Origin of the sequence: Arthrobacter sp. GAS37 (assembly GCF_044908325.1) — a bacterium.
In the GTDB taxonomy this organism is placed as follows: Bacteria; Actinomycetota; Actinomycetes; order Actinomycetales; family Micrococcaceae; genus Arthrobacter; species Arthrobacter ramosus.
The window spans coordinates 47,357-74,009 of sequence record NZ_JBIYDB010000014.1; the positions used below are offsets into that span (position 1 = coordinate 47,357).

Consider the following 26,653-nt stretch of genomic DNA (forward strand, 5'->3'; position numbering starts at 1 on the left):
GGCCATTGACTACCCGTCCGAGCGCTTTTAACCACTCGATTCAGTACTCGCTTTTAGGCCTCGCGCCCTTTGCGTGCCTCTTATTTGAGCGCACGACGGCGGAAGGCGGCTTCCGGGAAGCGGTCACCCCATCGCAGGGGGCCTATGAGTCGCGCGGGCGGCTAGCCCACGCCCTGCGTGCCGTGGGCACCGTTCATCAAGTCTTCCCGGTGGCTGATGCCAAGCTTGGCAAACATTCGGTACAAGTGACCTTCAACGGTGCGCAATGACAGGCCCAAGCTAAGCGCAATGTCCTTATTGCTCGATCCCGATTGCACGAGCGTTGCGATTTCCTGTTCGCGCCGGGTCAGCTTCTGGAGATCCGGGGAGCCCCCTTCAACGGCCGGGCCGGCCTTGTCGAGAGCAGCTGTGCGGCGCTTGAGGAGTCGTTGTCCCTCGAGCTGGCGCGCCTTGTCCCCCCTGCTTTCCAGGATCCGTAGGGCGTGGCTGGCGCAGTCCGCTGCGGCAAGCTCCAGTCCGTCCCTGGCTGCCGAATCACTCAGCTCAATGAGGCGATCCGCGTCCTTGTGCGCAAGGGCAAGCCCGACGCTCAAGGCGAACTCCGCAGTGCGGCCTTCGCTGCCCTCGGCCACCGCTATCAGCCGACGCGCCACACCGGGGTCTCCCAGTCTCAGGACCAACATCAGGATGTCGATCTCAGCGCCGATCGCTCCGTCCGCGGCCGCGGAATCCGCAAGGGACATGAGTCTCGAGATCGCCGTTTGCGTTCCGGTATGCTCGGCCCGCGCCACGGCCGCATGACCTTGTGCCAGCAGCGACGGATGCACACCTTCCCGGATCAATGCGTCGTATTCGCTTGAGTAGGTCATCGCAGTTTCCCGGCGTTTCAGGATCGACGCCGCGTACGCGGCGGCAGCAACGGCGTCGGGCAGGTCGCTTCCCATGTCGGAGACCCGCAGCATGCTGACCGCCTGGCGGAGCCGTGGCAGCGCCACCCCCAGGTCTCCCCGGCGCAGGTCCACCATTCCGGCGGCCAAGTGGAGCATCCCGCCTGAATAGATCAGGGAGTTCGGTGCTTGGGAAACATGGTTCTTGAGGAACGTTTCAAGAACGCCGAACTCGCCTGCCTGTTGCAAGGCCAGGATGTAGCGGCGCATCACCATTCCTGCGTACTGGAGGCTCCAGTCGCCGCTCGTGGCGACCATATCCTGTATCTCCATCAGAATCTGGATGGCGGAAACCGGCCGTCCCGCGACCGCCATGGCCTCTGCGAGGAGGGTGCCCGCCACCAGACGGGACTCGTCGTCGTCCGCTTCTTTCCAGATTTGACGGAGTTCTCGCTCAGTCTCGATGTAGTGGCCTTCGGTTTGGAGGCCTTCCAGCGAAAGGAGCCTGCTCCCCAGCTTCCCGCGTTCCAGCTCATCAGGGTCGATACCCTGACGGGATTCGGCGAGCCTGGCCAGGGCCGCCTCCCATTCGTACGCTGCCTGTTTGATGGCGTTCGGCCCGACGCCTTGCCGCCCGGCAAGCTGGGCCGCAAGCATAGATGCCTGCCGGACCGTCCGCGGATCATTTGTCCGATCCACGACCCCGGCAAGCGAGGACACCGATCCCCTGATGTCGCCCCGGTACCATTTGGCCCGCGCCACTTCCACCTGGGCTGCCAGTCTCAGGGACGGATCCTTGATCGCTCCGGCTACGCGTTCCACGTAGCTGGGGATGAACAACCGGTTGGCCAGCTGGGCCGCTTCCAGGATCTCGGAGTCCGGAACCTCGGTGCCCGACTCCAATCCCCAGGAGACGTAGCGCAGCAGTCCGTCCATGGTCTGCGGCTTGGACTCCATGAGGTTCACGATGCGCCGCCGGATGGTCATGCTGTGGGCGGTCGGGACCAGCTGGCGGATCACTTCGCCAACCAGCGGCTGGGCCAGCCGGACATGCCGGGCGGGGTCGGACGCGATCTCGATGAAATGCAGCTCCTGCAGTTCGTCCACGGCGCTGGAGTCGCTCGCCTGTTGCACTACGTTCAGCGGGACAGGCTCCGCCAGTGCGACGGTCTCCAGGGTTTCGCGCTGCGCGGCGCCCAGCATCAGGATCTGGTTCCGGACAAGGTCCATCAAACGTACGCTGGTGCCCCGAAGCTCGCCCGAAAGCATCCAGGCGTCGTTGCGGCAGACCAACTGGCCCAAGGACTTGGCGTGCTCGATGAGTTCCAGCAGGAACATCGGGTTTCCGCCGGAGTACTTGCAGAGGACGGCGCTGGTGCCCTGGACGACGGGAGCATCCAAGGCCTGGGCGCAAAGTTGGTTGACTTCCTGCTCGTTGAGCGGCTGCAAGTCGAATCGGTCCACGAGCCCCTCGGACCACATCGAGAAAACCTCTGCTGGCGGCGCGGGATACGGACGGCACAAGAACACGACTTTGGCGGCTTCCGCCGCCGCCAACTGGGCCAGGACAGCCACGCTGCTGTCATCGATGTGATGTGCGTCCTCGACGATCAGGACGGCTGGTGCCGGATGCGGCTGGCCTGCCGGGTTCAGCGCCGCTACTACGGCCCTCAGGACCGACAACGGTTCATTGATCTGGCTTGGGGTCAAGGCTGTCAGCAGTGGCGCCAAGGCGGCAAACGGTACCGAGGCCAGGGTGGGACCGGCAAAGACCCTGAAGGGGCGGACACGTTGCCCCAGTTCATGGACCACTTCGTTAATCAGTGCCGTCTTGCCGATGCCTGCGTCGCCGAAAAGCAGGACCCCGGGGCCATTCACATCGAGAAGGCAGTCGACGACGGCTGCCATCACGTTGAATCGTCCGACGAGCGCATCGGCCGCAACCACCTCAGTCATTTCGCACCACCTTCGACGTTGCCAAGAGCAAAGCTCAGCTCGGAGCGTTCCACGATTTTCAGCTTGCCGAAGATCTGGTAGAGGTGCCCCTCCACCGTGCGTACTGAAACATGGAGCTTCGCGGCGATACCTTTGTTGCTCTCCCGGTTCGCCGCCAGCCTGGCGATCTCCATCTCGCGGGCCGTCAGCTTCAATCCCTCTTGGTTGCCGCTTTGCGGGGTGCGCAAGCGCTGCCGGCACGTCTCCGCGAGCTGCCGCGCCTTCCTGAGTGCCGTCTTGTCCAACTGAACCTGGTCCATGTGCAAGACGGTCTCGGCAATATCGAAGGCGAACCTGTCGTTCTGCATGTCTTCGGCCAACCGTGCTGCCTCAAGAAGAAGCTCCGCGCTTCCGGACATCGTCGCCCGTGCGTACGCAACGCACAGTTCGGCGAATCGTCCCTGGCCGCGGACGGCCGAGTCCAACAGCCGTGGAGCGGCTGCCACAGCGCCAAGCCGAACGGCTGAACTGAGGCAAAAGATCTCGTGACCGGGGGCACCCTCGTCCCGGTCGGCGTCGGCCAAGCGGAGGAGCTCCTCGACGGCGGCCTCCGGGCCGTTGACTCGATCCCGGGCCAACGCGGCGAGGTACCTCTTCGTCCGCTCCTTCCGCCACGTCGGCCGGCGCAGCTGGGTGGAAGCTTCCTTCAGGTAGCGCAGGGCCTGCTCATGCTCACCTTGCAAGGCGGAGGCGTAGGCCGCTGCCGTGCAGGCGACATCCAGCATGCCTTCGTTGTCCTGGACCCGCAACTGGCTTATCACCGGAATGAGCGATTCCAAACCGTCCTGGCCGCGTCCCTGGAGGCACCGGAAGATCGCTTTGGGAAGATCGATCGCTGTAGGCAGTGCCTCGGCCGCGGAGACCAAGAGGTCATCGCCGGGTTGGACCATCTCCCCCTCCTTGTCCCACCGTCCGGCAAGTACGAAGGCGAACCGCAACCGCGATGTGGCGCGTCGGGCTGCGGCGACCGAAACAGCGGGATCATGGCAGTCAGCCGTCAGCTGTTCCGCCATGTCCGCCGCCTCGGATTGCCGTCCCGTCAGTGCCCATGCCTCGCACAGCCAGCTTCCGGCCAGGAGGCGGAACTCGGTGCCGTGCGATTCAAAGTCTTGAAGGACCTCTTCCAGTCTTGCTGCCATCTCAGCGTAGGAACCCGAATAGCTGGCTGCCTGCGATTCGGCCAGGACAAGTTCCTCCCGCAGCGTGGCGATGTCCTGCCCTTCGCCTGCGATGATCGTTTCGTCTTCGAGCCGCCGACGGACGTGTGCCAGCGTTTCGCAAGCTTGGGCCGTGGTTTCGGGAAGAGCCAGAAGGACCGCGGCCTCGGCCAGCTTGAGCCGGACCCATTCGGCAAGGTTGGCTTCATCCCCGGGTTCATCCAAGTGAAGACTCAGCAGGTCCCGGGCCCCGGCGACGTCACCCAGTGTCATCATCGCACGGGCTTCCTCGGCTACTGCCCCGGGCACCGTGGAGTGGCCCGGGATGGACCGGACCAAGCGCAGGGCCAGCCGCGCATCAAGTTGCCGGTTCGCCATCGCGGCAGCTTCAAGCGCTTCTTCCCTTCCCAGCTTGGCTCCGCAGTCCAATGCCCAGGCGGCCATGGATAGCAACATCGAGCGTTGGCCAAGGGCCGGATCCCTCGACTTAAGGAGCAGGCCCCGGAGTTCGTTGCTGCGGCCAGGGGGAACGTTCGCCCGGACCACGTCACCCACAAGCTGGCTTTGGAGCCGAGCCATCCTGGGCAGCGAATCGTCGACGACGAGGACGCTCCTTTTTTCAAGGGAGTCCACATCGTCCGCCGATGCGAGCGCCAACAGGGATTCCAGGGGCACGGCCCTGGCCAGTGAAAGGATCTCCAGGACTTTGCGCTCACCGTCACCCATTCGCCCAAGCCGCGTGGTGATGAGATCGGTGATTGCCCTGCCGTGCTGTTCGCTCCGGGATGTCAGGACCCAGACGCCGTCGCTTTTCAGGAGCGAACCCGATTCGGCGAGCTCCGCCGCGAGCATCTTGAGGTAGTGGGGGTTGCCCCCGCTGGCTGTCCACAGGGCATGGGCGCCGGACGGAGAGACCTGTGCTCCCAGCCCGGCCTCGAGCCAGGCGTGCGATTCCTGGAAAGTCAGTGGTTTGAGGTCTATCCGGTGCAAGAACCCATCGCCGCAAAGCCTCGTGATTTCGCCGCAGAGCCGCTGCGGGTCGGTACAGGTGAGGACAAGCTGCGCGGTGCCGTTCCTCGCGAGTTGGGCCACTGTCATCGCCGCCAACTCATCAAGCTCGGCCGCGTTTTCAATGACCAGGTACACCGGCTTTCCCTCGGAGCGCTCACGGAGCAAATTGGTGAGCGCCGACAACACCAGGACGGGATGGGCCAGGTATCCCGGATCAAGATCGCTCAAAAGGATATTGAGGGCGCCGTACGGTGATCTCGCCAACGCTGCGCTGCCGCGGATGACGACGACGAACGAGCGTCCGCGTAGTTCGTTCACGGCGCGAGTAGTCAAGTAGCTCTTGCCGCTCCCCGACGGCCCCGTAACAAGGACGCCACCTTTGGAAGCTGCCAGCGCAAGGGCGATGTCCTCGACAGCGGCTCTAGGTCCAATCGGCGGCCAGGCCATCGAAATTACCGATTTGCCTTCGGTTCCATCAGGCGAGGACGGAGCTGAAGATGCGTCGAATGCCTGGTACCGGGACCCGGTCCCGGACCGAACGGCATGGACCGTAGATGCACTGCCTGCTGTCAACATGAGCGAGACCCCCAGTGATCGAGTGGTGACACCCCCCAATTAACCAGCTGGCCGTCAGGCCCACACCAGTAGTGAGTACTCGACTTTCATACTGCCGGATACTCGTATGCGGGTGTGAGTACCTTTGCCCCTGGTGGCGGGTACTCGTCGCCGGCAGTGGCCCTCGTTCGAATCGAGAGTGCACTACTACTGCCCTGCGGCCATCCCACGCTTCAGCTTGTACTCGATGTTCCCTGTGCGACGGCGGCGGCCCCGGCAAGTTCGTCCCTGCCGGTGATCCCCAATTTCGAATAACACCGGTACAGATGCCCTTCGACGGTGCGGACCGAGATAAGCAGCGTGTCCGCAATCTGCCGGTCGGTGAGGCCCTGGACCGCCAGATTGACAATGTCCCATTCCCTCCTGGTCAGCTTCGGAACGACGGACTCGCTCTGTGTTTCCTCGCTGCCCTGGCCCAGTTCTTCGTTGCAGCGCGCCAGCCCCGCGCGCGCAACGGCACTGAGCTCTTTGGTGCGGCTGCGATCCGGTGCTGCCAGCGCCAGACCATAAGCCTTCGCGGCTAAATGGTAAACGGTGGCCGCCTGCAGCTTCTCTCCTGCGGATAGATACCGGGCAGCACCCCCGAACTTAAGTGCCCGCCCGTATTCGGCGAGCGCTTGCGCCCATTCGCCCTCCGTTTCAGCCGCGGTTTCACAAAACCGGTCCAGCCTGCTGATGTCTCCCAGACCAAGTGCAAGCTCCAGGGCATGAAGTTCAAGGTACGTGGCGTTTTCCTTCGCCGCGTTGTCAGCGTTGCGGTGCAACGCCTCCAGGCCGGAGCCGTCAGCGTTGAGGAGTTCCAGTGCGGCGTCGAAAAAACTGCCTGCCTGTGACGCGAGAAGGTGGGTGCTGTGTTGTCCCCAGGCCTTGTAGTCCGCCCGGAACCGTTCGGCTTCAGGCAGCCCGGCGCCGGCTGCGGCATAGAAAGCCATGGCAGCACACAGTCCGAAGAGATTCTGCGGATCGCTGTCCCGCAAGGCTTCGAGTCCCGCAGTCAGCAACGGCAAGGCGTCGCCGGATTTTCCCTGCCTGATGGCGATGTACCCGGCCACCACGTAGGCCGCCCCGCCGAAGGATGCCATCGAGACACCCGACGATTCGTAGTACCTGTCGAGGAGCTTTTGTGCGTCGGCCCAGTCACCTACAGCCAATGCGCAAATGACGAGGCGGGCGGAGATGAACTCGGGGACGAAGAAGACATCGTTCTCCTGCGGCTGCACCAGGGCGGCAGCCTCGAGAACCAACAGCCTTGCCTGACGCCCGCGGCCCAGGGCGCATAGCATTTCTGACTTCAGGGCCAGCGCCAGGGCCCTCAAGAGTGGGGCCAAAGCGCCTTCCACTGTTCCCGACTGAAGAAGCACGCGCTCCAGTTCAGGGCCCATCCTCCCGTAGTCGCCGTCCACGGAGCCGGCAAGCAGCCCGATCACGGTGACGGCGAGCGGCACCGAGGCTTTCGCGTCCGGCGTCCTCTGGCCCTCGAGGCCGGGTTGCTGTTCGCCCCATTCGCGGAGGACCTCGGCCTCTGCCCGGATCAAGGAAGCGGACTGCCCGACGGCGGCACGCGTGACTGCGCGCAGAAGGCTGGCTGATACTACGTGGGAGGGTCCGGCGTCGCCATCCACCGTTTCCTGGACCAAGACTGCCGCGGCCTCGTCCCGGCGGCCGAGATTGAAGTATGATCGGGCCATAACCGCCTGAGCAACCGATTGCCATTGTGTGTCCCGCACCGCAGCCGCCATGCGCAATGCCGTCTCGCTCTGCAGTAGCCTGGCCGAAAGGACCGCGGCCCGGATCAAGAGACGATCTGGTACGTCCGCCCCGCAGTCAAGTGACCACGTCACCATCCGCAACAAGGAATCCGGGTTGTCCTCCAATACATCCATCCGGGAGATCAGCTGCCGATGCAGTTGGAGGCTCTGCGCGGCCGGGACGATGCTTCTGAGCACCTCTCCGTAGACCGGATTGACGAGCCGGAGGGTTGGCAACCCATTGCCTGCTGGCTTGATCAAATGCTGGTCCACCAGCTCCTGGACGGACGCTTCTCCGGCCACAACGTTAATCAACGTCTCGTCCACCGGTTCTGCTAATGCAATCAAGCTCAAGGCTTCCCTGCCCGCGGCCGAAATGCGCATCAGCTGAAGTTTGACAACGGCCTCCAGCTTCACCGTGTGGACCGGTGTTGCGGCCGTCTTGAGCCAAACGCCGTGTCTTTGGACGAGGGTACCCGAGCTCTCGGCTTCGCGGACAAGGGTCTTCAGAAGAAGGGTGTTGCCCCCTGCCTCGGTCCAGAACCCATGGCTCGTGCTGTTCAGGACGATTCCCCCCAGTAATGCCTCGCACAGTTCGTGGCCTTGCTCTGCAGTCAACGGCTCCAGGTCAAACCACTCGGCAGTTCCCTCGTGCCACAATCGCAGGAGCGGCCCGGGAACTCCCGGCCGTGGAACGCACGCGGCCACGATTTTTGCCCATCCGGCCTGGACAAGCTCCGTCAGCATCGCGCACGTGGCATCGTCCAGGTAGTGCGCGTCATCGACGAGCAGCAAAGCTGGTCCGGTACCTACGCGGATGCCCTCGAGGTGATCCCAGAGTGAGCGAAGCACAGCGACCCGGGAAGATATGTCGGCGAGTGAAAGATGGGAAAGAAAAGGCGCTAGTACCCCATACGGGACAGCGGTCAGTGACGGACTTCCGTGAATCGGGACTACCGCAAGTTCGCCGCCAAAGACGCTGCCCAGCTGGGCCAGGAGAGATGACGCGCCGAGTCCGGAATCGCCCACAATGAAGACGGCCGAGCAATCATCGGCACGGATGGCGGCTGTGATTCCAGGAAGCAAATGCCCATAGTCGAGCCACGGTTCAGGCGGCCTTGTACCGCTTTCTCCGCCATGACGATGTACCATCGCAGCGTTGTCATGACTGCGCGGTTCCTTCAAGCTCGCTCCTCGATGAGATTCCCATTTTCGTGAAGATTTGGTAGAGGTGGCCTTCGACTGTGCGCACGGAAACTTGCAACTGGTTGGCTACCTCTTTGTTACTCAACCCTTGACTGGCCATCTTTGCAACCTGACGCTCCCTTTCCGTCAGTTCGGGTCCGAAAGTGTGTGGTGTCAGGGGCAGTACCGGCACGGTACCCACCAAGCGATCCAGCCGTTGCTGGGCCAGCCTCGCGGACGCTGAATCGCCGGCTTCCCGGGCGATGTCCAAGGCCAGGACGGCACAGCGCGACTCCACCGCATCCAACTTCAGTTCCTGGGCAACCGAAGCGGCAAGAAGCAGCGTCTTCGGGTCCTTCTTGCGGGTTCCCTCCGCCACCATCCGGTTCACTGCGGCCATCTTGCCCTGGCGACGGGATGAGACCTGCTCCAGGAGCAACAGTTCCTCCTCGGTGCCGTGGACGGTCGCGCCGAAGAGGCTGATGGATGCCGTGGTGATCCGTCCCTTCGCCAAATCCCGGTTGGCCGACTCGATGAGACTCTGCTTCGCCCCGGGATCCTTCAGCCAGCGCCTTGCCATCTTGACGCAGAATTCGGCCATCCAGGCGGGGAACCACGCAGTTTCCCCTTGTCCCTTTTCAGCCAATTCGAGAAAAGTCCGGGATTCCCTCACGTCGCCGGCCTGGGCGTAGGCAAAAGCGAGCGCGGAGTAGGCCAACGCTGGTCCGTAGTAGTTGCGCCTGATTTCCAACTGCGCCTGGGCCCCCAGCAGGGTGTCGATCGCGACTGAAGCCCGTCCGGCATAGGTGTAGGAAACGCCCAGGGCAAGTTCGGCGGCGCCGCCAAGGTAGTGGATGTTCTTTGGTTGCTGATCGAGGGTCGCCGTCAGCATCCGGGCCAGTTCTTCCCACTGCCCGCTGCAAAGGAGTGCGGCAAACAAGCCCTCGGACAACCAGTTGTGCAATCTCGGCCGCGCCTTTGCGCGCTGTATCTTGTGCTTCAGCTCGCGCGCCAGCTCGATGGCCTCCATTTCCCTGCCAAGTACTGCCCAGGCCATGGTCAGCAGGCTCCCGCAACTCAACCTTTGTTGAAGATCATTGCCATCCCGGTACTCCTGCTCCAAGGCCTCTGCAACTTCGGAGTACTCGCCCTGATGGACCTGGAGCTCGAAACCCGCGACCCTAAGCATCCCGGATGCCCGTTCAATTTCCGTGGCATCCGCTCCGACCTCTTGCGACCGGCGTGAAAGATCCTCAAGGGCCTCGGCGATCAGGCCGGGTATCTGGAGGTGCCCACCCGGAATCCACAACAGCGCACTGCAGAGCTCCTGGACATAGTCCGCATAGTCATAGGCCGGGAGGCGCCGAAGCTGCTCGGGCGTCACATCCTTCAAAGCGGCCACCGCAGCCTCGTGCTCAGCCAGAATGACGTGGGAAACGCAGCGTTGCTGGGCGGCAGCCACCCATTCCTTGTCCTCGCGCCCGATCTGCCGGGCGCATTCCAAGGCGAACCAAGGATCGAATTGCCTGTTCGCTGCCGTCGCAGCCGCCAGGGCCACTCCGGGTTCAAGAGTTTCGCGGACGTTCAGCGTCGAAGAGGCAAAGCCCAGGAGTGCCTCGGCATCCAGGTCCCAGGTAATGCTGCCGATCACCCCGGCGGCGAGCCGCCGCAGTTCATTCCGCCGTGGCAGGTCCATCCAGCCCCGAATGACCTCACCCATGTACTCGTCGCGCAGCGCCACCCGGCGGGCGCCTGACGGTTCGATGCGGAGGTAGCCGGACCACTCCATCTCCGCAACCACTTCAGGTTCCAGGACGTCCAACAACACGGCGAGTGGGGCCGTTCGAATGAGGGCAAGAAGCTCCAGCGCTTCCTGGACCGCAGGGCTCTCCCGGGCCAGGCGCGAGCGGACCAGGTCGGTCAGGACTTCCGCGGAAGAAAGGTGGATTTCGCCCTTCATTGCCCAAACCTGCCCGGCCAGATGCAGGTTGCCTGAGCGGAGCTGTTCAGTGACGATGGCTTGGAGTACCAGGGGGTTTCCACCGCTGGACGCGTGCAAAGCGCTTGCAGCCGTAGCGGTCACTCGTTTCCCAAGGACCCCGCCGAGCAGTTTGGCAACTTCCGCGCGGGAAAAAACCTGAAGTTGAACCTCGTCCAGGAGGCCGTCTTTCAATAGCCTGACCAGGTCTTCCGGCATGTCTGTGGCTTGGCGGACAGTGACGAGGACTTTTGCTGTCCCACTGATTAACAAGTGCACCAAAAGGGCCGTGCTCATGCTGTCCAAAGCGGGAAGTTCCGAAAGGACCAACAGCACTTCGCGTCCCGCGGCGTCCGAACTTATCAAGTGCGAGATGCCGTGGATGATCGCGCCAGGGGAATCCGCGGCATCGACTGGCAGCCGCGCGAGCAGATGGGCCAGCGCCCCAAACGGAGTAGTGGCGTCCGTGGAGCCGTGGAGGTGCAGTACGTGGGTCCTTGGAGTGAGCCGGGCCTCCACCGAACGGGCAAAAGTCGCTTTGCCGACGCCGGGCCCGCCAACCACCACTACTCCGTACAACGACGGGTCGTCGAGCGCTTCAATGACCGTGTTCTGAAGATCCTGCCTGACCAGCGACGACCATTTTCGACGTTCTGCAGCGCCCAGTGCTTGCCGTTCCGTTGCGGGTCGCTCTGTTTCAGATTCCGGTGTTGCTCGCAATTTAGATCACGCTACCTTCGCAGCTCTGGCGGACGTGACGTTCAGCGGGTCGTTTGCATTTGTATTTCCTCTTCACCCCCAGCAGTGATTTGCAAAGTATCATAGCGATCGGCGCGAATCAATTAGTCAGCGGACGAACGATCAGGGTACTTGTTAACCACTGAATGAGTGTGCCCGAATCAACTGGCGGGCCCACGCCGCCGGGGTTCCTGGCCGAGCGAAGCGAGGTGAGGGAGGCGGTGGGGCTCAGGCCTTGACCGGGTGGAACTTCTGCTGGGCAGCCAGCAAACCTTCAGTCACCAATACCTCGACAGCATCCGCCGCTTCATCCAGGAGGAATGGAAGCTCTTTCTTCTCGGAGGCTCCAAAATCCCTGAGGACATAATCCGCGGTGTCCATCCTCCCGGGTGGCCTGCCGACCCCGACGCGAACCCGCAGGTAGTCCTTTGTAGCCAAAGCCTTGGAAATATCCCGCAGGCCGTTGTGCCCGCCCTCCCCGCCGCCGATCTTCAATTTAACGGTATTGAAGGGAATATCAATCTCGTCGTGGACGGCAATCACGTGATCCGGAGCGATGTCAAAGAACCTGGCCAGGCCGGAAACGGGTCCCCCGGAAACATTCATATAGCTCATCGGTTTCGCCAGTACTACGCGAGGCCCCCCGATTCCGAGCCTGCCCTCGACCACCTGGGCCCGGGCCTTGTGGGCTTTGAAGCTTCCGCCCATGCGCGCGGCAAGTTCATCCAGGACCATTTGGCCGACGTTGTGGCGGTTGTGGCTGTATTCAGCGCCGGGATTGCCAAGGCCTACGATCAGCCAGGTGTCTGTCATGGAGTCATCCTAGGGAATCAAGAGGGTGGAATGAAAAAGAAGTGGCCGGGCCCCCTCGGGGACCCGGCCACTCGCAAAGGCGTATGCCTCGACTAGTCAGGAAGACTACTCAGCGGCAGGAGCTGCCTCTTCCTCGGCTTCCGTAGTGGCCTCCGAGATGTGGATAACGAGCGTCTCCGGATCGGTAAGCAGTTCCGAGCCCGTCGGCAGGACGATGTCCGAAGCGTGGACGTGCTCGCCCGCCTTGCGGCCTTCGATGCTGATTTCGACGAAGGTCGGCAGGTGCGTAGCCTCGGCTTCGAGGGAAACCGTGGTGGCTTCCTGGTTGGCGACTGCGCCAATGGCAGCTTCACCGATAACGTGGACGGCCACGTCAACGGTAACCTTTTCGCCCTTGCGGACGGTCAGGAGGTCGATGTGCTCGATGATCTGCTTGATCGGGTCGCGCTGGATGTCCTTCACCAGGGCCAGGTGCTCTTCGCCGTTGACGTCAAGGGCCAACAGTGCGTTGGAGACGCGGACGGCCAGGGTGGTGGCACGGCCCGGCAGGTTGATGTGGAGGGGCTCCGCACCGTGACCGTAGATGACGGCCGGGATCTGGCCGGCTGCACGGGCGCGGCGGGCGAAACCCTTGCCGAATTCGGTGCGCAGTTCTGCTGCGAGCTTCTGCTCAGACATGTGTACTCCTTGATTACTGTGGCGCCGGCAAATTGCCGGCAAGTCGATCAGCAAGGGCGGAGGTCTGTGGTGACCTTCCACGCCCGGCGGATTGCCAGCCGCTGAGCAGCAGCTTCAGTCCGCCTTCGTTGAAGGAGATTCAGACCCAGTCGATAACGGAGACCCGCAATCCGGTTTTAACCCGGATGTGCTCTCCCTCGCCAAGGTATCCCCAAGAGTTTAGCAGCCGCGTCCCGCCAAAGGGAAAACGACCCTGGTCCGGGGACTAGGCGTTGCCGTCGAAGAGGCTGGTGACGGAACCGTCGTCGAACACTTCGCGGATCGCGCGCGCAATCAAGGGTGCGATCGAGAGCACCGTGAGCTGCGGGAAGCGCTTGTCGGCCGGAATCGGCAGGGTGTTGGTGACGACCACCTCGCGGGCACCGGAATCGGCCAGGCGCTGTGCCGCCGGCTCGGAGAACACGGCGTGGGTGCACGCGATGATGACGTCCTTGGCACCGGCGTTCTTGAGGACCTGGACAGCGCCGGAGATGGTTCCACCGGTGTCGATCATGTCGTCGATCAGGACGCAGGTGCGGCCTTCGATCTGCCCGACGACGGTCTTGGAGACAGCCTGGTTCGGCACCGTGAGGTCGCGGCTCTTGTGGACGAACGCCAACGGCGCGCCGCCTAGGCGCTCGGCCCACTGTTCCGCAACGCGGACACGGCCGGTGTCCGGCGAGACAACGGTGATGTTGTCCGCTTCGACCCTGGTGCGGATGTAGTCGGCAAGCAGCGGAATGGCCATGAGGTGATCCACGGGGCCGTCGAAGAACCCCTGGATCTGGGACGTGTGCAGGTCTACAGACATGATGCGGTCCGCGCCGGCAGTCTTGTAGAGGTCTGCCACCAAACGGGCGGAGATCGGCTCGCGGCCGCGGCCCTTCTTGTCCTGCCGGGCGTACGGGTAGAACGGCGAAACAACCGTGATCCGCTTCGCGGAGGCGCGCTTCAGGGAATCGATCATGATCAACTGCTCCATGAGCCAGTTGTTCAGCGGGGCCGGGTGCGCCTGGATGACGAAGGCGTCGGTCCCACGGACGCTCTCCGCTGAGCGCACATAGATCTCCCCGTTCGCGAAGTCGTAAGCGTCGATAGGCAGGAGTTCGGTTTCCAACTCCTTGGCGATTTCCTGCGCCAGCTCGGGGTGCGCCCGTCCGGCGGCGAGAACTAGTTTCTTCTCGCCGTGTGCGGTAATTTCGCTCATGCCTGTGTGCCCTCTTCTGTGGTTGCTGGAGTTCTTGAGGAATCGGGGGTGGCAGTGGAGCCATGCGCGGCTTGCGCAGCCTGTGCCAGCTGGGCCGAGTTGCTGCCCTGCCGGTTGGCGATGACCCAGCCCTCGGCGTTTCGCTGGGGAGCAACACTCAGGGTGAGGGCTCCGGCGGGAACGTCTTTGCGGATGATGGCACCGGCGCCGCTGTACGCGCCGTCGCCAATCGTTACGGGGGCCACGAAGACGGTGTTGGAACCGGTCCGTACGCCGGAGCCGATCACCGTGCGGTGCTTCTTCTCGCCGTCGTAGTTGGCCGTGATGTTGCCGCAGCCGATGTTGGTGTCCTCGCCGATCTCGGCGTCGCCGGCATAGCCGAGGTGGGACAGCTTCGAACCGCGGCCGATCGTCACGTTCTTGGTTTCGTAGAAGGCGCCGATCTTGCCCGTCTCCCCAAGGACAGTGCCGGGGCGCAGGTAGGTGAACGGACCCACGCTGGCTCCGGCACCGATAGTGGATCCCGAGCCGTGGGTGCGGGTCACCTTCGCGCCTTCGCCCACCGAAACGTCGGTGAGGGTCGTGTCGGGGCCGACGACGGCGTCGCGCGCCACGGTGGTGGTGCCGTGGAGCTGTGTGTTGGGCAGGAGGCGGACGTCTTCATCCAGGGTTACCGTCGAATCGATCCACGTGGTGGCCGGGTCAACGACCGTGACGCCGGCACGCATCCAGGCTTCAACGATGCGGCGGTTGTGCTCGGCTCCCAGCGCGGCCAGTTGGACGCGGTCGTTGGCGCCTTCCACTTGCCAGCGGTCCTTGGTGACGACGGCGGAAACCCGGCCTCCGGCGTCGCGCGCCAAACCGAGCACGTCGGTGAGGTACTTTTCGCATTGGATATTCTCGGTGGTCACTTTGCGCAACTGCTCGCGAAGCACTTTTGCGTCAAAAGCGTAGATGCCGGAGTTGACCTCTCGGATGGAGCGCTCAGCATCGCTGGCGTCCTTGTGTTCGCGGATGCCCAGCACGGTGCCGTCCTCGGCACGAAGGATGCGGCCATAACCATTGGCGTCGTCGAGGACCGCGGTCAGGACCGTCACTGCGTTGCCCTCGGATTCATGCGTGGCAACAAGCTCGGAGAGAAGGGAACCGGTCAGCAAAGGCACATCGCCATATGTGACCACCACCGTGCCGCTGAGTTCGGCCTTCGCGTCCAAGGCGTCAAGCGCTACTTCCACCGCGCGTCCGGTTCCCGGAACATCGTCCTGGTCCACGATGACGGCGTCGGGATCGATCAGTCCAATGTGCGCGGCGACGAGGTCCCGTTCGTGGCGGACCACCAAGGCCAGCTGCTGGGGATCGATGGAACGCGCCGCGAGGATGGCGTGCGCCACCATGGAGCGTCCGCCGATTTCGTGAAGGATTTTGGGAGTCCGCGACTTCATCCGCGTACCGGCTCCGGCAGCTAGGACAATTACAGCGGCGGGGCCAGTAGTATCGGGGCTCACGAAGTCGCTCTCCTTGCTCGGTTACGTCCGGGCGAACCCGGCTGCGGCATCTGCTCTATCCTACTCTTGCCGGTTCACAGCCTTCCGCGCAGCCAGTGGACAGCTTCGGGAGAGACGGTGCCTTCAGAGGCGGTGCCGGCAGACCACCGACAAGTTCCGCCCATAGGATTCGAACCTATACTCCACGGCTCCAAAGGCCGGGGTGCTGCCATTACACCAGAGCGGACCGTGCGCACGTGGCCCTTGCGGACGCAGGGTCCGCCGGGTTCCCGATTGACCGGGTCGCACACACAAGAATCTAGTTTGCCATGACCATTGCGGTGTTCGCGACTTGGTGCATTCCTGAGTCCTTTTCAGCGGTACTGACGGGCCCTCCCGACGCCGCTTCACGCTTGACATGAGGCATGATGGATGCGTGAGCAACAGCACAGGACTTCCCCGGCAATCGACGGGTTCCAGGGTGATCAACCATGCACCCGCAGCCCAGGTTGCCCGTGCCCGGATGACAGGCTCCCAGCGCCGCTCCCAGCTCATCGAAATAGGCCGGGGCCTCTTCGCCGCCCGCGGCCTTGACGCCACAACCATTGACGAAATCGCAGCCGCCGCAGGCGTGTCCAAGCCCGTGATTTACGAGCACTTCGGGTCGAAGGAAGGCCTCTACACGCAGGTTGTGGAGTTCGAATTCCGGATCCTGCTCGACGCCATCAACGAGTCCCTCGCCGCCGAAGCCAAACCACGCGTCCTCGTTGAACAGGCGGCCCTTGCCTTGCTTGGCTACATCGAAGAGCGGAGTGACGGCTTCCGGATCCTCATGCGCGACGCCCCGCCCTCCCAACCCGAAGGCGCCTTCTCCACCCTGCTCTCCCACGTGGCGGATCGCGTGGAAAACCTGCTCGCCGACGAATTCTCCCGGCGCGGATTCAGCGCAGCCGACGGAGCCATGTACGCCCAAATGCTGGTAGGCATGGTGGCCATGACCGGCCAATGGTGGTTGGACCACCGCGAGCCCGACAAGCGCGCAGTAGCCGCCCACCTGGTCAACCTCGCATGGAACGGCCTGACGGGCCTGCAAAAAGAACCGGAACTGCGGAGCGAGGTCTAGGGCGTCTGGCGCTCCCGTGCTCGACTCCGCGGCCCGACTTCCGTTCGCACATGTCCGTGCTCGTCTAGGCGCGTTTCCGTGGTCATCTCTGCGTCGCTACGGCCGTTCGCACGTGTCCGCGGTCACCTCCGCGGCGCAACGGCCCTTCGCCGTCGCCCTTGGTCGCGTCCGCCGTCACCTTCGCGCGTTTCCTTGGTAGCCCACGCGGCGCAACGGCCCTTCGCCGTCGCTTAGACACAGCGCATAAGGGGCCTTCCGGTCGCAGAGCGACCTCCAAACCCCGATGCGCCGCGATGCGCTCCTACCCGAAGGCCCGCAGCACCGCTCTTGCCAACGTTCCGTTTGGGATCACCCCGATGTGCGCTTCGTTGCTCCGTCCGACGCCCATGTGTCCCGCCGACGCGCAAAATTCCTGTCGACGCCCGTATCCGCGCGTCGTATTCCTCTTTCCGTGTCATAGGCACATTTGGGCGTCGAAACCCGCCCATTCCCCAAGCAACCGCCGTCCGACCCCCGCCCCGACTTCCGACGCTGATGTGCCCTGCCGACACGCAAAATTCCTGTCGACGCCCGTATCCGCGCGTCGGATTCCTCTTTCCGTGTCATAGGCACATTCGGGCGTCGAAACCCGCCCCCGATCCACCAAGCAACCGCCGTCCGACCCCCGCCCCGATTTCCGACGCTGATGTGCCCTGCCGACACGCAAAATTCCTGTCGACGCCCGTATCCGCGCGTCGTATTCCTCTTTCCGTGTCATAGGCACATTTGGGCGTCGAGAAGCGCCCGCGATCCACCAAGCAACCGCTTCCGACCCGCGCCCCGACTTCCGACGCCGACGAGCCCGCCGAAACGCAAAATCCCTGTCGACACCGGAATCCGCGCATCGAATTCCTCGAAATGCGGTGGGGGGCACATTTAGGTGTCGATTCGGACCCCGTCCCCATCTCACGTCTGGCGGACGACGCCGGCAGTCCGCCGCCCCTTAACCGCCGGACGGCGGTTCTTCGGAAAGGAGCGCATCGCGACGCAACGGGCTAGGAGCTCGCTCAGCGAGCGAGTAGCCCCTTTGCGTTGTGTCTAAGCGACGCCGAAGGACCGTTGTCCGGCCCCGGCACCCAAAGTGACCGCGGGAATCCGCGACGTCCCAGCCCGCCTACTCCCCCAGGATCTCCGCCGCCTCAAGCCATTCGAGCTCCAGGCCTTCTTTTTCTTCGAGGAGCTCCTGGAGCTTGGTGTTCAGTTCGCCGAGGCCGTCGAAGTCGCCGGATTGGGACTTGGCCGCCATTTGGACGTGGAGCTTCTCTTCTTGTTGCGCGATCTTGCCCAGCTGCCTGTCGATCCTGTTCAGGTCTTTACGGGCTTCACGCTTCTCTGCTTCGCTCGGCCCGGAAGCGGCGGCACTCGAGCCGCTTGCCGCCGTCGGCCTGGCGCTCCCGCTCGACGCTCCGCCGGTCACCGCACCGCTCGCCAACGCGGCTTCGCGCAATTCCAGGTACTGGTCCACGCCGCCCGGAAGCCCGCGCAGCTTGCCGTCGCCCAGGAGCGCCATTTGGGAATCCGTGACGCGTTCCAGCAGGTAGCGGTCGTGACTGACCACGACGAGCGTGCCGGGCCAGCCGTCCAGGACGTCTTCGACGGCGGCCAGGGTGTCGGTATCGAGGTCGTTGGTGGGTTCGTCGAGCATCAGGACGTTCGGTTCGCCCACCAGCAGGCGCAGGAGTTGCAGGCGGCGCCGCTCACCGCCGGAAAGGTCTGAAACCGGAGTCCACTGCTTTTCCTTCGTGAACCCGAGCTGCTCCACGAGCTGCCCGGCCGAGAACTCCTTGCCACCTACACTGAAGGAGCGCTTTTCGCGTTCGATAACCTCGATCACGCGAAGGTCGGATACGTCGTCGATCTCCTTGACATCCTGGCTGAGCACCGCGGTGACGACGGTCTTGCCACGCTTGACCTTTCCGGAACTCGGCGTGATCTCGCCGTTGAGGAGCCTCAGCAGCGTGGACTTCCCGGCGCCGTTGACGCCCACAAGCCCAAGCCGCTGCCCCGGCGCCAAGCGCAAGGTCACGTCGTCGAAGAGCTTCCGGCCGGCGTCGTCACCCTTGAAGTCGAGGGAGACGCCTTCAAGATCCAGCACGTCCTTGCCGAGCCGGGCGGTTGCCATCTTGCTGAGGGCCACCGAGTCGCGCGGATCAGGAACGTCGGCGATCAGCTCGTTGGCGGCTTCGATGCGGAACTTGGGCTTCGACGTGCGCGCCGGAGCGCCCCTGCGCAGCCACGCCAGTTCCTTCTTGACCAGTTGTTGCCGTTTGCTTTCGACGACGGATGCGGAGCGATCACGCTCGGCGCGGGCCAACACGTAGGCCGCGTAACCGCCGTCGAACGGGTCCACCATGGCGTCGTGCACTTCCCATGTCCGGTTGCAGACTTCGTCCAGGAACCAACGGTCGTGGGTCACCACAAGGAACGCGCCCTGGTTGGCCCGCCAGCGGGTCTTCAAGTGCCGGGAGAGCCAGGCGACCCCTTCCACATCGAGGTGGTTGGTGGGCTCGTCGAGCATGATCACGTCGTGGTCCTCGATGAGGAGCTTGGCCAAGGCGACCCTGCGCTTTTGTCCGCCGGAGAGGGCATGCACGTTGGCGTGCCAATCGACGTCGGCCACGAGGCCGCCCATGATCTCCCGGATTTTGGGGTTCGCGGCCCATTCGTGGTCAGCTTGGTCACCGACGATCGCGGCCCCCACCGTGAGGTCGCCGTCAAGCACGTCGGACTGGTCGAGGTAGCCGACATTGACGTCGCCGCGTTTGGTCACGCGGCCGGAGTCGGGAGTCGAGCGCAATGCCAGCAAGCGCATCAGCGTGGATTTACCGTCACCGTTGCGTCCGACCATGCCGATCCTGTCGCCGTCCTCCAAACCAAGGGTTACGCCGTCGAGGATAGTGCGGGTTGCGAACGAAACGGTGAGGTTTTCACCGCCGAGCAGGTGGGCCACTGGGTACTACTTTCTGGTGTGAATAGTCCGGAAAATCGCTACAGGCGACTTGTCAAAGGAGGGTATCGGAGATGATCCGGGCACCGGGAACCGGGCCGTGCACAGCAAGGGCATTATGTCCCAGGTGCCGGAGGTCCTCGGCGAGTCCCTCGGCCGCCCGGGGGTTGTGTGCGAGCAGAGCCACGGTGGGGCCGGAGCCGGAAACAATCCCGGCAAGGGCGCCGTTCGACTCCCCTATCCCAATGGTGTCCCGCAATTGCGGAGCCAGCTTGATCGAGGCGCGCTGGAGGTCGTTGATAAGGACTTTGCTCAGGGCGTCGGGATTCCCGTCGCGCAGGGCCTGCAGGATCTTGGCGTCGACCTCGAGCGGTTCAGGGATGTCGAGTCCCTCGGTGTTCCGAAGCCTGTCCAAGGTGTGGAAAACCTCGGGTGTGGAGAGTCCGTAGTCGGCGCAGACCAAGACCCAGTCCATCTGCGCTTTCGCGAGGGCGGGTGAGAGTTCGTCGCCGACGCCAAGCCCGACGGCGGTGCCTCCGAGGAGCGAGAACGGCACGTCCGCGCCCAACTCAGCTGCAAGGTGGGCCAGTTCTTCGCGTGACAAACCACTGTTCCAGAGCGCATCGCAGGCCAGGAGCGTTGCCGCGGCGTCGGCAGAGCCGCCGCCCATGCCTCCGGCAACGGGGACGCGCTTGGTGATTTCCAAGTGCACGCCCGTGGGGTTCTCCGAGACATCCCTCATGATGGCAGCAGCCTTGTAGGCCAGGTTCCGCTCGTCCAAGGGGATGTCCACGCCGTCGAGGTCCAAGGTGCTTGAGGGACCGATACTGACCGTAATCCCGGGCCCCTCAGTGCTCGTGGCAGCTACTTCCTCGTACAGGGACACCGCGAGATACACGCTGGCCACCGAGTGGTAGCCGTCGGGCCGCAAGGGACCGACGTTGAGGGAAACGTTCACCTTGCCGGGTGCCCGGACGCGTACGGTCCGTGCGACGAAGCGCCCGCGGTTCACACCGCTGATTGCCGGATTCATGCGTCCAGGGGGTGGCGTGCCTCGGCGATCCGGACAAACGCGTTGATATCGAGCACCTCTCCGCGGGCCGTCGGATCAACGCCTGCAGCCACGATGAAACGTTCGGCCTCCGCCGCGCTCCCGGCCCAAGTTGCCAGGGCCGCGCGGAGCGTTTTCCGGCGCTGGGCAAATGCGGCGTCGATGACCGCGAAGACCTGTTCGCGCGTGGCGTGCGTCGCCGGGGGTGCGCCGCGCGTGAAGGACACGAGCCCGGAGTGGATCTTCGGCGCCGGCCAGAAGACATTCATGCCGATCACGCCGGCCTTGCGCATGTGGCCGTACCAGGCGGCCTTGACCGAGGGGACTCCGTAGATCTTGGAGCCCGGACCCGCGGCCAGCCGGTCCGCCACCTCGTCCTGGACCATGACCAGCCCGTGTTGCAGGCTCGGGAAATGTTGGAGCAGATGCAGGACCACGGGAACCGCCACGTTATACGGCAGGTTGGCCACGAGGGCCGTGGGCTGTACTGGAAGTTCCGTAATCTTCATGGCGTCCGAGAGGACGAGATGGAAATCGTCCACGGCCTCCGGGCGCCACGTGCGCACCGTGTCCGGCAACTTGCCGGCCAGTACGGGATCGATTTCGACGGCGACGACTGTTCTGGCGGCGTCGAGCAAGCCGAGCGTCAACGAACCCAGCCCCGGCCCGACCTCCAGCACGGTTTCCTCGGGATCGATACCGGCGGCAGAGACGATCCTGCGGATCGTGTTGCCGTCGATGACGAAGTTCTGGCCCAGGGTCTTTGTCGGGCGGACACCGATTTCCTCGGCGAGCCGTCGGATGTCCGCAGCTCCCAGGAGGGGTGCGACGGCGGCGGGTTCGGAATTCGGTTCAGTCACCTAGGTATCGTATCGTCTGACCGACTGGCGGGAGCGCCCGCCCGCCGTTTTCACCGCGCGAAAAGGCCGGGCCCGAAGATTCCGGACCCGGCCAATTTCATTTTGCCTAGCTGGAGGCTGCCCAGCCACAGCCCCACGGTCCGAGGCCACGCTGTGCGTAGACGCGGTTGGCGATGTCGATCTGCTGGGCCTTGCTGGCGGCGGCGGCGTTGGGAGCGTAAGCGCCACCGCCGGAACCGATCCAGGTCTGGATGTCGAACTGCAGGCCGCCGTAGTAACCGTTGCCGGTGTTGATGGCCCAGTTCCCGCCGGACTCACACTGTGCAACCTTGTCCCACATTGCCTCGTTTGGCGCGCCAGTGGGTCCGGAAGCCGCGGGGGCAGGCTTGGGGCGTTCCTTGGTTCCGACCGTCACCTTCGCGGAGACCGGCTTGACGGTGACGTCAGAGGAGACCAAAGTCCGCGAAGCTTCACGACCATCCACCAGGACGAGCTTGAACGTCTTGCTGAGCAGTCCAAGGACCCCTTCCTGGGTTACCGTCTTCTGGTCGCTGAACTGGGTGGCGTCTTCCGTGGTGACCGTGTCGAACGGGACGTTCTCCGTCTCGGTTGCGGTCTTGCTGGTGTCCACCCGGGAAACCTTGATGACCATGTTCTGGACAACGGGAGCCGAGTTGGGCTGCGAAACCCGGTCGTTGGCGCCGAGCGAGACGCCGGCATCGCTGAGGACGGTTCCCACGTCGGCCGCCGTCGTGGTCTTTGAAGAGCTCTGACCGTCCACGATCAGGCTGATCGTCTTGGGGGTCAGGATCGAAACATAGGATCCGGAGACGGCCAGCTGCGTGTCTTTAGGCTGGGAGACAGCCGATGCGCTCGCGACGCCGAGTTCGGAGACGAGTCCTTCGACGTTCGGGGCCGTGGTGTTGACCGTCCGCTGGGCGCCATCAAGGCTGACGGTGACGGCCTTGGCCAGGTTGACGTTGATGATGGAGCCGTTCTGCACCGAGGCGTCCAAGGCCGGGGAGACCCGGTCTTCAGCCTTCAGATCAACCTTGGCTGCCTTGACCACCTGGTCAACGGTGTTGCCGAAGGTCTGGACGGAACTCACTTTGCCGTCGACGTTGAGGGTGACTGATTTGTTGTTGCCGGTAAAAGCAACGACTCCCAGTACCAGTGCCAAAAGCACCAGCAGCTGCGCACCTACCTTGACGAAACTGAACTTGCCGCCCGTGGTGAAGAACTTGACCATGTTTGCCCGTAACTTTTGGACCATCCGGGCACGGGGAAAAGCGCACAGGGGCCTCCTGCCGCGGTCCCGGATGCAGGCCGAAGCATGCATGAGGACTGCAGCGGAGTTGTGCGCCGCCACACTCAATTCAACTGAAAACACCAATTGCGAACGGAGTTAGTTGTCCGAAGGCCTTCCCCGACCCCGGCTACTGGTTACCCACTGTAACCGAAGCGTTATAAAGTGACCAAGATTTTTACATACTGGGTATGTAATGCGGATTCTGCTCAGTCCCAGGATCCGTAGGTCGCGACAGTGTTTTGAGCCAGTTGCGAGCACAGCGTGGAAAGCTCTGTTCCGGTCACTTCAGCCATGGAACGGACGGTGTACGGCACCATGTAGCTCGCGTTCGGACGGCCCCGGTAGGGGTGCGGTGTGAGGAACGGGGAATCGGTTTCGACGAGCACCAGGTCCGGATCCGCGATGGCCAGCGCGTCCCTCAGATTTGTCGCGTTCTTGAACGTCATGGTGCCCGCAAAGGACATATACCAGCCGTTCGTGTTACAGATTCGCGCCAGTTCTTCATCGCCCGAGAAGCAATGGAATACCACCCGCTCCGGGGCCCCCTCCTCCCGGAGAACCTGGACGACGTCGTCATGGGCGTCACGGTCGTGGATCTGGAGGGTGAGGTCCAGCCTCTTCGCAATATCGATGTGACGGCGGAACGAATGGCGCTGGTGCACCAGTCCGTCGCCGTGGGTGCGGAAGAAATCAAGCCCGGTCTCGCCGATCGCACGGACCCTCGGGTGGGCCGCCAGCTCTTCGATTTCCGCGAGCGCCGATTCCAGCTCTCCGCGGCCCGCGTAAACAGGGGCATCGTTGGGGTGGATGGCGACAGCTCCGAGGAGCCGCCGGTCCGCGTCAAGCGCCTGGACCGTGAACCGCGATGACTCAAGGTCGCAACCTACCTGCACCGCGCCCTGGACACCTACGGCCTCGGCCGCGTCCAAAGCATCCGCCACCGCGACTTCGAGCAGGCCGTGCCGGAAGTCGAGGTGCGTGTGGTTGTCCATTACGGGGACCGGCAGGGGCTCGGGAGCCGGCGGGTATTCCCTGCGGGAATCGCCGGTTTCGGGCGCGCGGTAGGAAGCCGGCGGGAGGGAATTGCACATGAATCCACCCTATCTTTCTCTGCTGATGCCTTCCTGATCACTCCTCCGGAAGCTGCCTCTGTCTGCGGCGGGCCTAGGCTGGGTAGTCTGGTACAAAAGGCGGTATATCCCGGCCAGGGCAACGCGGCCCGGCTGAGGTTCTGTCATGGCTGAGGGGATTGTCCATGGACTCAAAGCGACACGGCACCGTTGATGAACAGTTGCTGCCGGACGAGGCCGTGGTTGCCTTGCCACCTGAGCGCGAGTCCCTCAACGGGCACAAGCCGACGGTCATGGATCCTGAGCAATTCCACGCTGCCAGCGAGAAAATCCTGACGGCCATCAACAAAGTCATCGACGGCAAAGCCGAGGCCGCCAAACTTGCCCTCACCGTGCTCCTCGCCCAAGGCCACCTGCTGGTGGAGGACGTGCCGGGTGTCGGCAAGACGCTGCTCGCCAAGACCCTCGCCCGCACCATCGACTGCAAGGTCAGCCGTATCCAGTTCACCCCGGACCTGCTTCCTTCGGATGTCACCGGCGTCTCCATCTACAACCAGTCCTCGCGGCAGTTCGAGTTCCGGATGGGTGCGGTGTTCGCCAACATCGTGATCGGAGACGAAATCAATCGCGCCTCCGCCAAGACGCAGTCCGCCCTCCTCGAATGCATGGAGGAACACCAAGTGACGGTGGACGGCCATTCGTACCAGCTGGGCGAGCCGTTCATGGTTGTCGCGACGCAGAATCCGATCGAAATGGAAGGAACATATCCGCTGCCGGAGGCGCAGCGGGACCGTTTCATGGCCCGCATCTCGATGGGCTACCCGGACAAGCTCTCCGAGATCGAGATGCTCGAGACGCATCAGGCGGTCTCACCCCTCGCCAAAGTCACCCCGGTGGTCACTTCCGCGGACGTCGCCGCGATGATCGCCACGGTGCAGCAGGTCTACGTTTCCCAATCGGTCAAGGAATATACGGTTGCCTTGGGCCGGGCCACCCGGGACAGCGCCCGCCTGCGGCTCGGAGCCAGCCCGCGTTCCCTGCTGCAACTACTGCGGGCGGCCAAGGCGACCGCTGCCCTTGACGGAAGGGATTTCGTCCTTCCCGACGACGTCATTTCCGTAGCCGAGTCCGTCCTGGCCCACCGCATCATCCTTGACCGCAAGGCCGCGAGTTCCGGTGATACTCCGCAGAGCATCATCCGGGCGATCCTGGCCTCCCTCCCGGTAAGCCAAGACGCTGGCGCGGAACGCCGCGGCAGCTAGGAGAGCGAAGGAGGGGGCAGGCATGGCGCTGATCGATCTACTTCCGAAGCATCTGTTCACTACCCGCGGTTGGGGCTTGCTTGCCAGCGGTGCGGGTTCCATGCTGCTTGCCCAGATCATGGGCAGGCGGGACCTGCTGGCCCTCGGGATCCTGCTGGTGGTGCTGCCGCTGGTATCGCTTGCCGGCGTCCGTATCCTCAAACCGCGCTTCCAGGTGTTCCGCGAATTCCACCCCTCCTCCGTGGAGACCTCCTCCACGGCCACGGTGCGCTTGGCAGTTGCACGGACTGGGGCGGCCGCCGGGCCCGTGATCATGGAGGAGCAGTTGCCGCCGCGCTTCGGCGAACCCCCGGCCTTTCGCTTTCCTGCCCGTGCCGCTTCCGGCGGCACCAGCCGGTATGAATACCATTTGCGCTCCGGCAAGCGCGGCCAGTTCAGGATCGGTCCCGTCACGGCCGAATTCTGCGATCCCTTCGGCTTGTCGCTGCACCGGCACGAGATCGACGACGGCGACATCCTCACCGTGACGCCTGCCGCCGTCGAACTCCCCGCCACCGGCCTCGCCGGCGCACGCGGAAACGACGGGGTGACGGCCACCCGGATCCGCGCCAATCCCAGCGACGACGACGTGATGACCCGCGAATACCGGCACGGCGACCCCATGCGACGCGTCCACTGGGCCGCGACGGCGCGGCACGGCGAACTCATGGTGCGGCAGGAGGAATCCGTCACCACGCCGGAAGCGACCATCATCATGGACCAGCGCTATTCCGCTTTCGTATCGGGCTCGGCCGCGGTCTTCGGCCCTGCCCACGAGGACGCTTTTGAACTGGTGAGCAGCGATAACTTCGAATGGGTCGTGACGGCAGCGATGTCGATCAGTGCCCATCTTGCCGATCGCAACTATTCGCTGCGTTTCCTCGATGCTGCAGGACACCCCGCATTCCGCGCATCCCGCTCCGCCCCGTATCCCGAAACCGAGGAATTCAGCGGTTTGGGAGGCCTGCAATCCATTGCCGAAAGCCTCGCAGCCATCCAGCTCAGCGGCCCACGGCACGTCCACGGCGAGCGCGGCCGTAAAGAAGCGGCCGTCGTCGAGGGTGCCGAGGCGCCCTTCGACGACCACCTGATGGACAAGCTGGCGGCACACCGCCTGCGTGGCCCCGTTCTCGCGCTGCTCGGCAACATGCCGCTCTCCGAGGCCCGCGCGTTGGCGCCGGCGGCCGGCTACGGGGCCAACGCTTTTGCCCTCGTGGTTACCGACCACCCGCACCATGTCCAGCCCGTCATCGAAGCCTTGAAGCTGGGCGGCTGGCGTGCCGTCGCCGTGAGTTCGAGAACGGACCTTCCCGCGGCATGGGCCGGGTTCGATCAAGGAGAGATCCTCGCAGCTGCTGCCGCAGCGATGGATGTCCGCCGTGGCGCGGCGGTGCCGCGATGACCACTACCTCCAGGAA

Annotated in this window: 16 protein-coding genes and 1 tRNA gene; 3 read left to right on the forward strand and 14 right to left on the reverse strand. The window is 63.8% G+C overall.

Translation table 11 applies throughout. From position 1 onward, the window contains the following. Positions 1–161 precede the first annotated feature (161 nt). The 9 genes from ABH924_RS13085 to ABH924_RS13125 all read right to left on the reverse strand — a co-directional run bounded on the left by ABH924_RS13085 (position 162) and on the right by ABH924_RS13125 (position 15,782). Complete coding sequence (locus ABH924_RS13085) at positions 162–2,843, reverse strand: LuxR family transcriptional regulator (RefSeq protein ID WP_234750858.1); 2,682 nt, start codon at positions 2,841–2,843, stop codon at positions 162–164. Beyond that, complete coding sequence (locus ABH924_RS13090; protein WP_404499397.1) at positions 2,840–5,626, reverse strand: LuxR C-terminal-related transcriptional regulator; 2,787 nt, start codon at positions 5,624–5,626, stop codon at positions 2,840–2,842. Before ABH924_RS13090 ends, ABH924_RS13085 begins: the two co-directional genes overlap by 4 nt. A gap of 212 nt (positions 5,627–5,838) precedes the next feature. Next, on the reverse strand, positions 5,839–8,499 hold the full coding sequence (locus ABH924_RS13095) for a LuxR C-terminal-related transcriptional regulator (protein WP_404499399.1): 2,661 nt from the start codon (positions 8,497–8,499) through the stop codon (positions 5,839–5,841). 76 nt (positions 8,500–8,575) lie between these two features. Then, complete coding sequence (locus ABH924_RS13100) at positions 8,576–11,296, reverse strand: LuxR C-terminal-related transcriptional regulator (protein ID WP_404499401.1); 2,721 nt, start codon at positions 11,294–11,296, stop codon at positions 8,576–8,578. 246 nt (positions 11,297–11,542) lie between these two features. Beyond that, complete coding sequence (gene pth / locus ABH924_RS13105; RefSeq protein ID WP_404499403.1) at positions 11,543–12,127, reverse strand: aminoacyl-tRNA hydrolase; 585 nt, start codon at positions 12,125–12,127, stop codon at positions 11,543–11,545. Between the two features lie 105 nt (positions 12,128–12,232). Further along, entirely contained in the window at positions 12,233–12,805 is a 573-nt protein-coding gene (locus tag ABH924_RS13110) for a 50S ribosomal protein L25/general stress protein Ctc (protein WP_234750863.1), read from the reverse strand. A gap of 265 nt (positions 12,806–13,070) precedes the next feature. Continuing rightward, positions 13,071–14,051 carry a ribose-phosphate diphosphokinase gene (locus tag ABH924_RS13115; RefSeq protein WP_028266439.1) on the reverse strand — a complete coding sequence of 327 codons (981 nt, stop codon included), beginning with the start codon at positions 14,049–14,051 and terminating at the stop codon, positions 13,071–13,073. Further along, on the reverse strand, positions 14,048–15,556 hold the full coding sequence (glmU, locus tag ABH924_RS13120; protein WP_404499406.1) for a bifunctional UDP-N-acetylglucosamine diphosphorylase/glucosamine-1-phosphate N-acetyltransferase GlmU: 1,509 nt from the start codon (positions 15,554–15,556) through the stop codon (positions 14,048–14,050). The genes ABH924_RS13115 and glmU overlap by 4 nt, the downstream gene beginning before the upstream one ends. A 154-nt stretch (positions 15,557–15,710) precedes the next feature. Next, positions 15,711–15,782, reverse strand: a tRNA-Gln gene (locus ABH924_RS13125). A gap of 276 nt (positions 15,783–16,058) precedes the next feature. On the opposite strand from ABH924_RS13125, the gene ABH924_RS13130 reads away from it, so the two are divergent. After that, positions 16,059–16,658 carry a TetR/AcrR family transcriptional regulator gene (locus tag ABH924_RS13130; RefSeq protein ID WP_234751058.1) on the forward strand — a complete coding sequence of 200 codons (600 nt, stop codon included), beginning with the start codon at positions 16,059–16,061 and terminating at the stop codon, positions 16,656–16,658. Between the two features lie 1,153 nt (positions 16,659–17,811). Here the strand turns inward: ABH924_RS13130 and ABH924_RS13135 are convergent. The 5 genes from ABH924_RS13135 to ABH924_RS13155 form a co-directional block, all read right to left on the reverse strand. Then, the gene (locus ABH924_RS13135; protein ID WP_404499408.1) at positions 17,812–19,647 is read right to left on the reverse strand and encodes an ABC-F family ATP-binding cassette domain-containing protein; all 1,836 of its coding nucleotides are present in this window, start codon (positions 19,645–19,647) and stop codon (positions 17,812–17,814) included. A gap of 52 nt (positions 19,648–19,699) precedes the next feature. Then, positions 19,700–20,677, reverse strand: a complete 978-nt coding sequence (locus tag ABH924_RS13140) for a 4-(cytidine 5'-diphospho)-2-C-methyl-D-erythritol kinase (RefSeq protein WP_234750866.1) — start codon at positions 20,675–20,677, stop codon at positions 19,700–19,702. Continuing rightward, entirely contained in the window at positions 20,674–21,555 is an 882-nt protein-coding gene (gene rsmA, locus ABH924_RS13145) for a 16S rRNA (adenine(1518)-N(6)/adenine(1519)-N(6))-dimethyltransferase RsmA (RefSeq protein ID WP_234750867.1), read from the reverse strand. Before rsmA ends, ABH924_RS13140 begins: the two co-directional genes overlap by 4 nt. A 106-nt stretch (positions 21,556–21,661) precedes the next feature. After that, positions 21,662–22,804 carry a resuscitation-promoting factor gene (locus tag ABH924_RS13150; RefSeq protein WP_234750868.1) on the reverse strand — a complete coding sequence of 381 codons (1,143 nt, stop codon included), beginning with the start codon at positions 22,802–22,804 and terminating at the stop codon, positions 21,662–21,664. Between the two features lie 266 nt (positions 22,805–23,070). Further along, a complete protein-coding gene (locus ABH924_RS13155) occupies positions 23,071–23,955 on the reverse strand; it encodes a TatD family hydrolase (protein WP_404499410.1) in 885 nt (294 codons plus the stop codon). A gap of 164 nt (positions 23,956–24,119) precedes the next feature. On the opposite strand from ABH924_RS13155, the gene ABH924_RS13160 reads away from it, so the two are divergent. Next, positions 24,120–25,196 (forward strand): AAA family ATPase, encoded by a 1,077-nt coding sequence (locus ABH924_RS13160; RefSeq protein ID WP_404499412.1) that lies wholly within the window; start codon positions 24,120–24,122, stop codon positions 25,194–25,196. 22 nt (positions 25,197–25,218) lie between these two features. After that, the gene (locus tag ABH924_RS13165) at positions 25,219–26,637 is read left to right on the forward strand and encodes a DUF58 domain-containing protein (RefSeq protein WP_234750871.1); all 1,419 of its coding nucleotides are present in this window, start codon (positions 25,219–25,221) and stop codon (positions 26,635–26,637) included. The last annotated feature ends 16 nt before the right edge of the window (positions 26,638–26,653 follow it).

What these genes read in the sequence shown, in the direction of transcription:
- pth (WP_404499403.1), bottom strand. Translation starts at nt 12,127, where the DNA reads ATGACAGACACCTGGCTGATCGTAGGCCTTGGCAATCCCGGCGCTGAA.
- ABH924_RS13160 (WP_404499412.1), top strand. Translation starts at nt 24,120, where the DNA reads ATGGACTCAAAGCGACACGGCACCGTTGATGAACAGTTGCTGCCGGAC.
- ABH924_RS13150 (WP_234750868.1), bottom strand. Translation starts at nt 22,804, where the DNA reads ATGGTCAAGTTCTTCACCACGGGCGGCAAGTTCAGTTTCGTCAAGGTA.
- ABH924_RS13115 (WP_028266439.1), bottom strand. Translation starts at nt 14,051, where the DNA reads ATGAGCGAAATTACCGCACACGGCGAGAAGAAACTAGTTCTCGCCGCC.
- ABH924_RS13130 (WP_234751058.1), top strand. Translation starts at nt 16,059, where the DNA reads ATGACAGGCTCCCAGCGCCGCTCCCAGCTCATCGAAATAGGCCGGGGC.
- ABH924_RS13140 (WP_234750866.1), bottom strand. Translation starts at nt 20,677, where the DNA reads ATGAATCCGGCAATCAGCGGTGTGAACCGCGGGCGCTTCGTCGCACGG.
- ABH924_RS13165 (WP_234750871.1), top strand. Translation starts at nt 25,219, where the DNA reads ATGGCGCTGATCGATCTACTTCCGAAGCATCTGTTCACTACCCGCGGT.
- ABH924_RS13085 (WP_234750858.1), bottom strand. Translation starts at nt 2,843, where the DNA reads ATGACTGAGGTGGTTGCGGCCGATGCGCTCGTCGGACGATTCAACGTG.
- ABH924_RS13155 (WP_404499410.1), bottom strand. Translation starts at nt 23,955, where the DNA reads ATGTGCAATTCCCTCCCGCCGGCTTCCTACCGCGCGCCCGAAACCGGC.
- ABH924_RS13110 (WP_234750863.1), bottom strand. Translation starts at nt 12,805, where the DNA reads ATGTCTGAGCAGAAGCTCGCAGCAGAACTGCGCACCGAATTCGGCAAG.
- ABH924_RS13090 (WP_404499397.1), bottom strand. Translation starts at nt 5,626, where the DNA reads ATGTTGACAGCAGGCAGTGCATCTACGGTCCATGCCGTTCGGTCCGGG.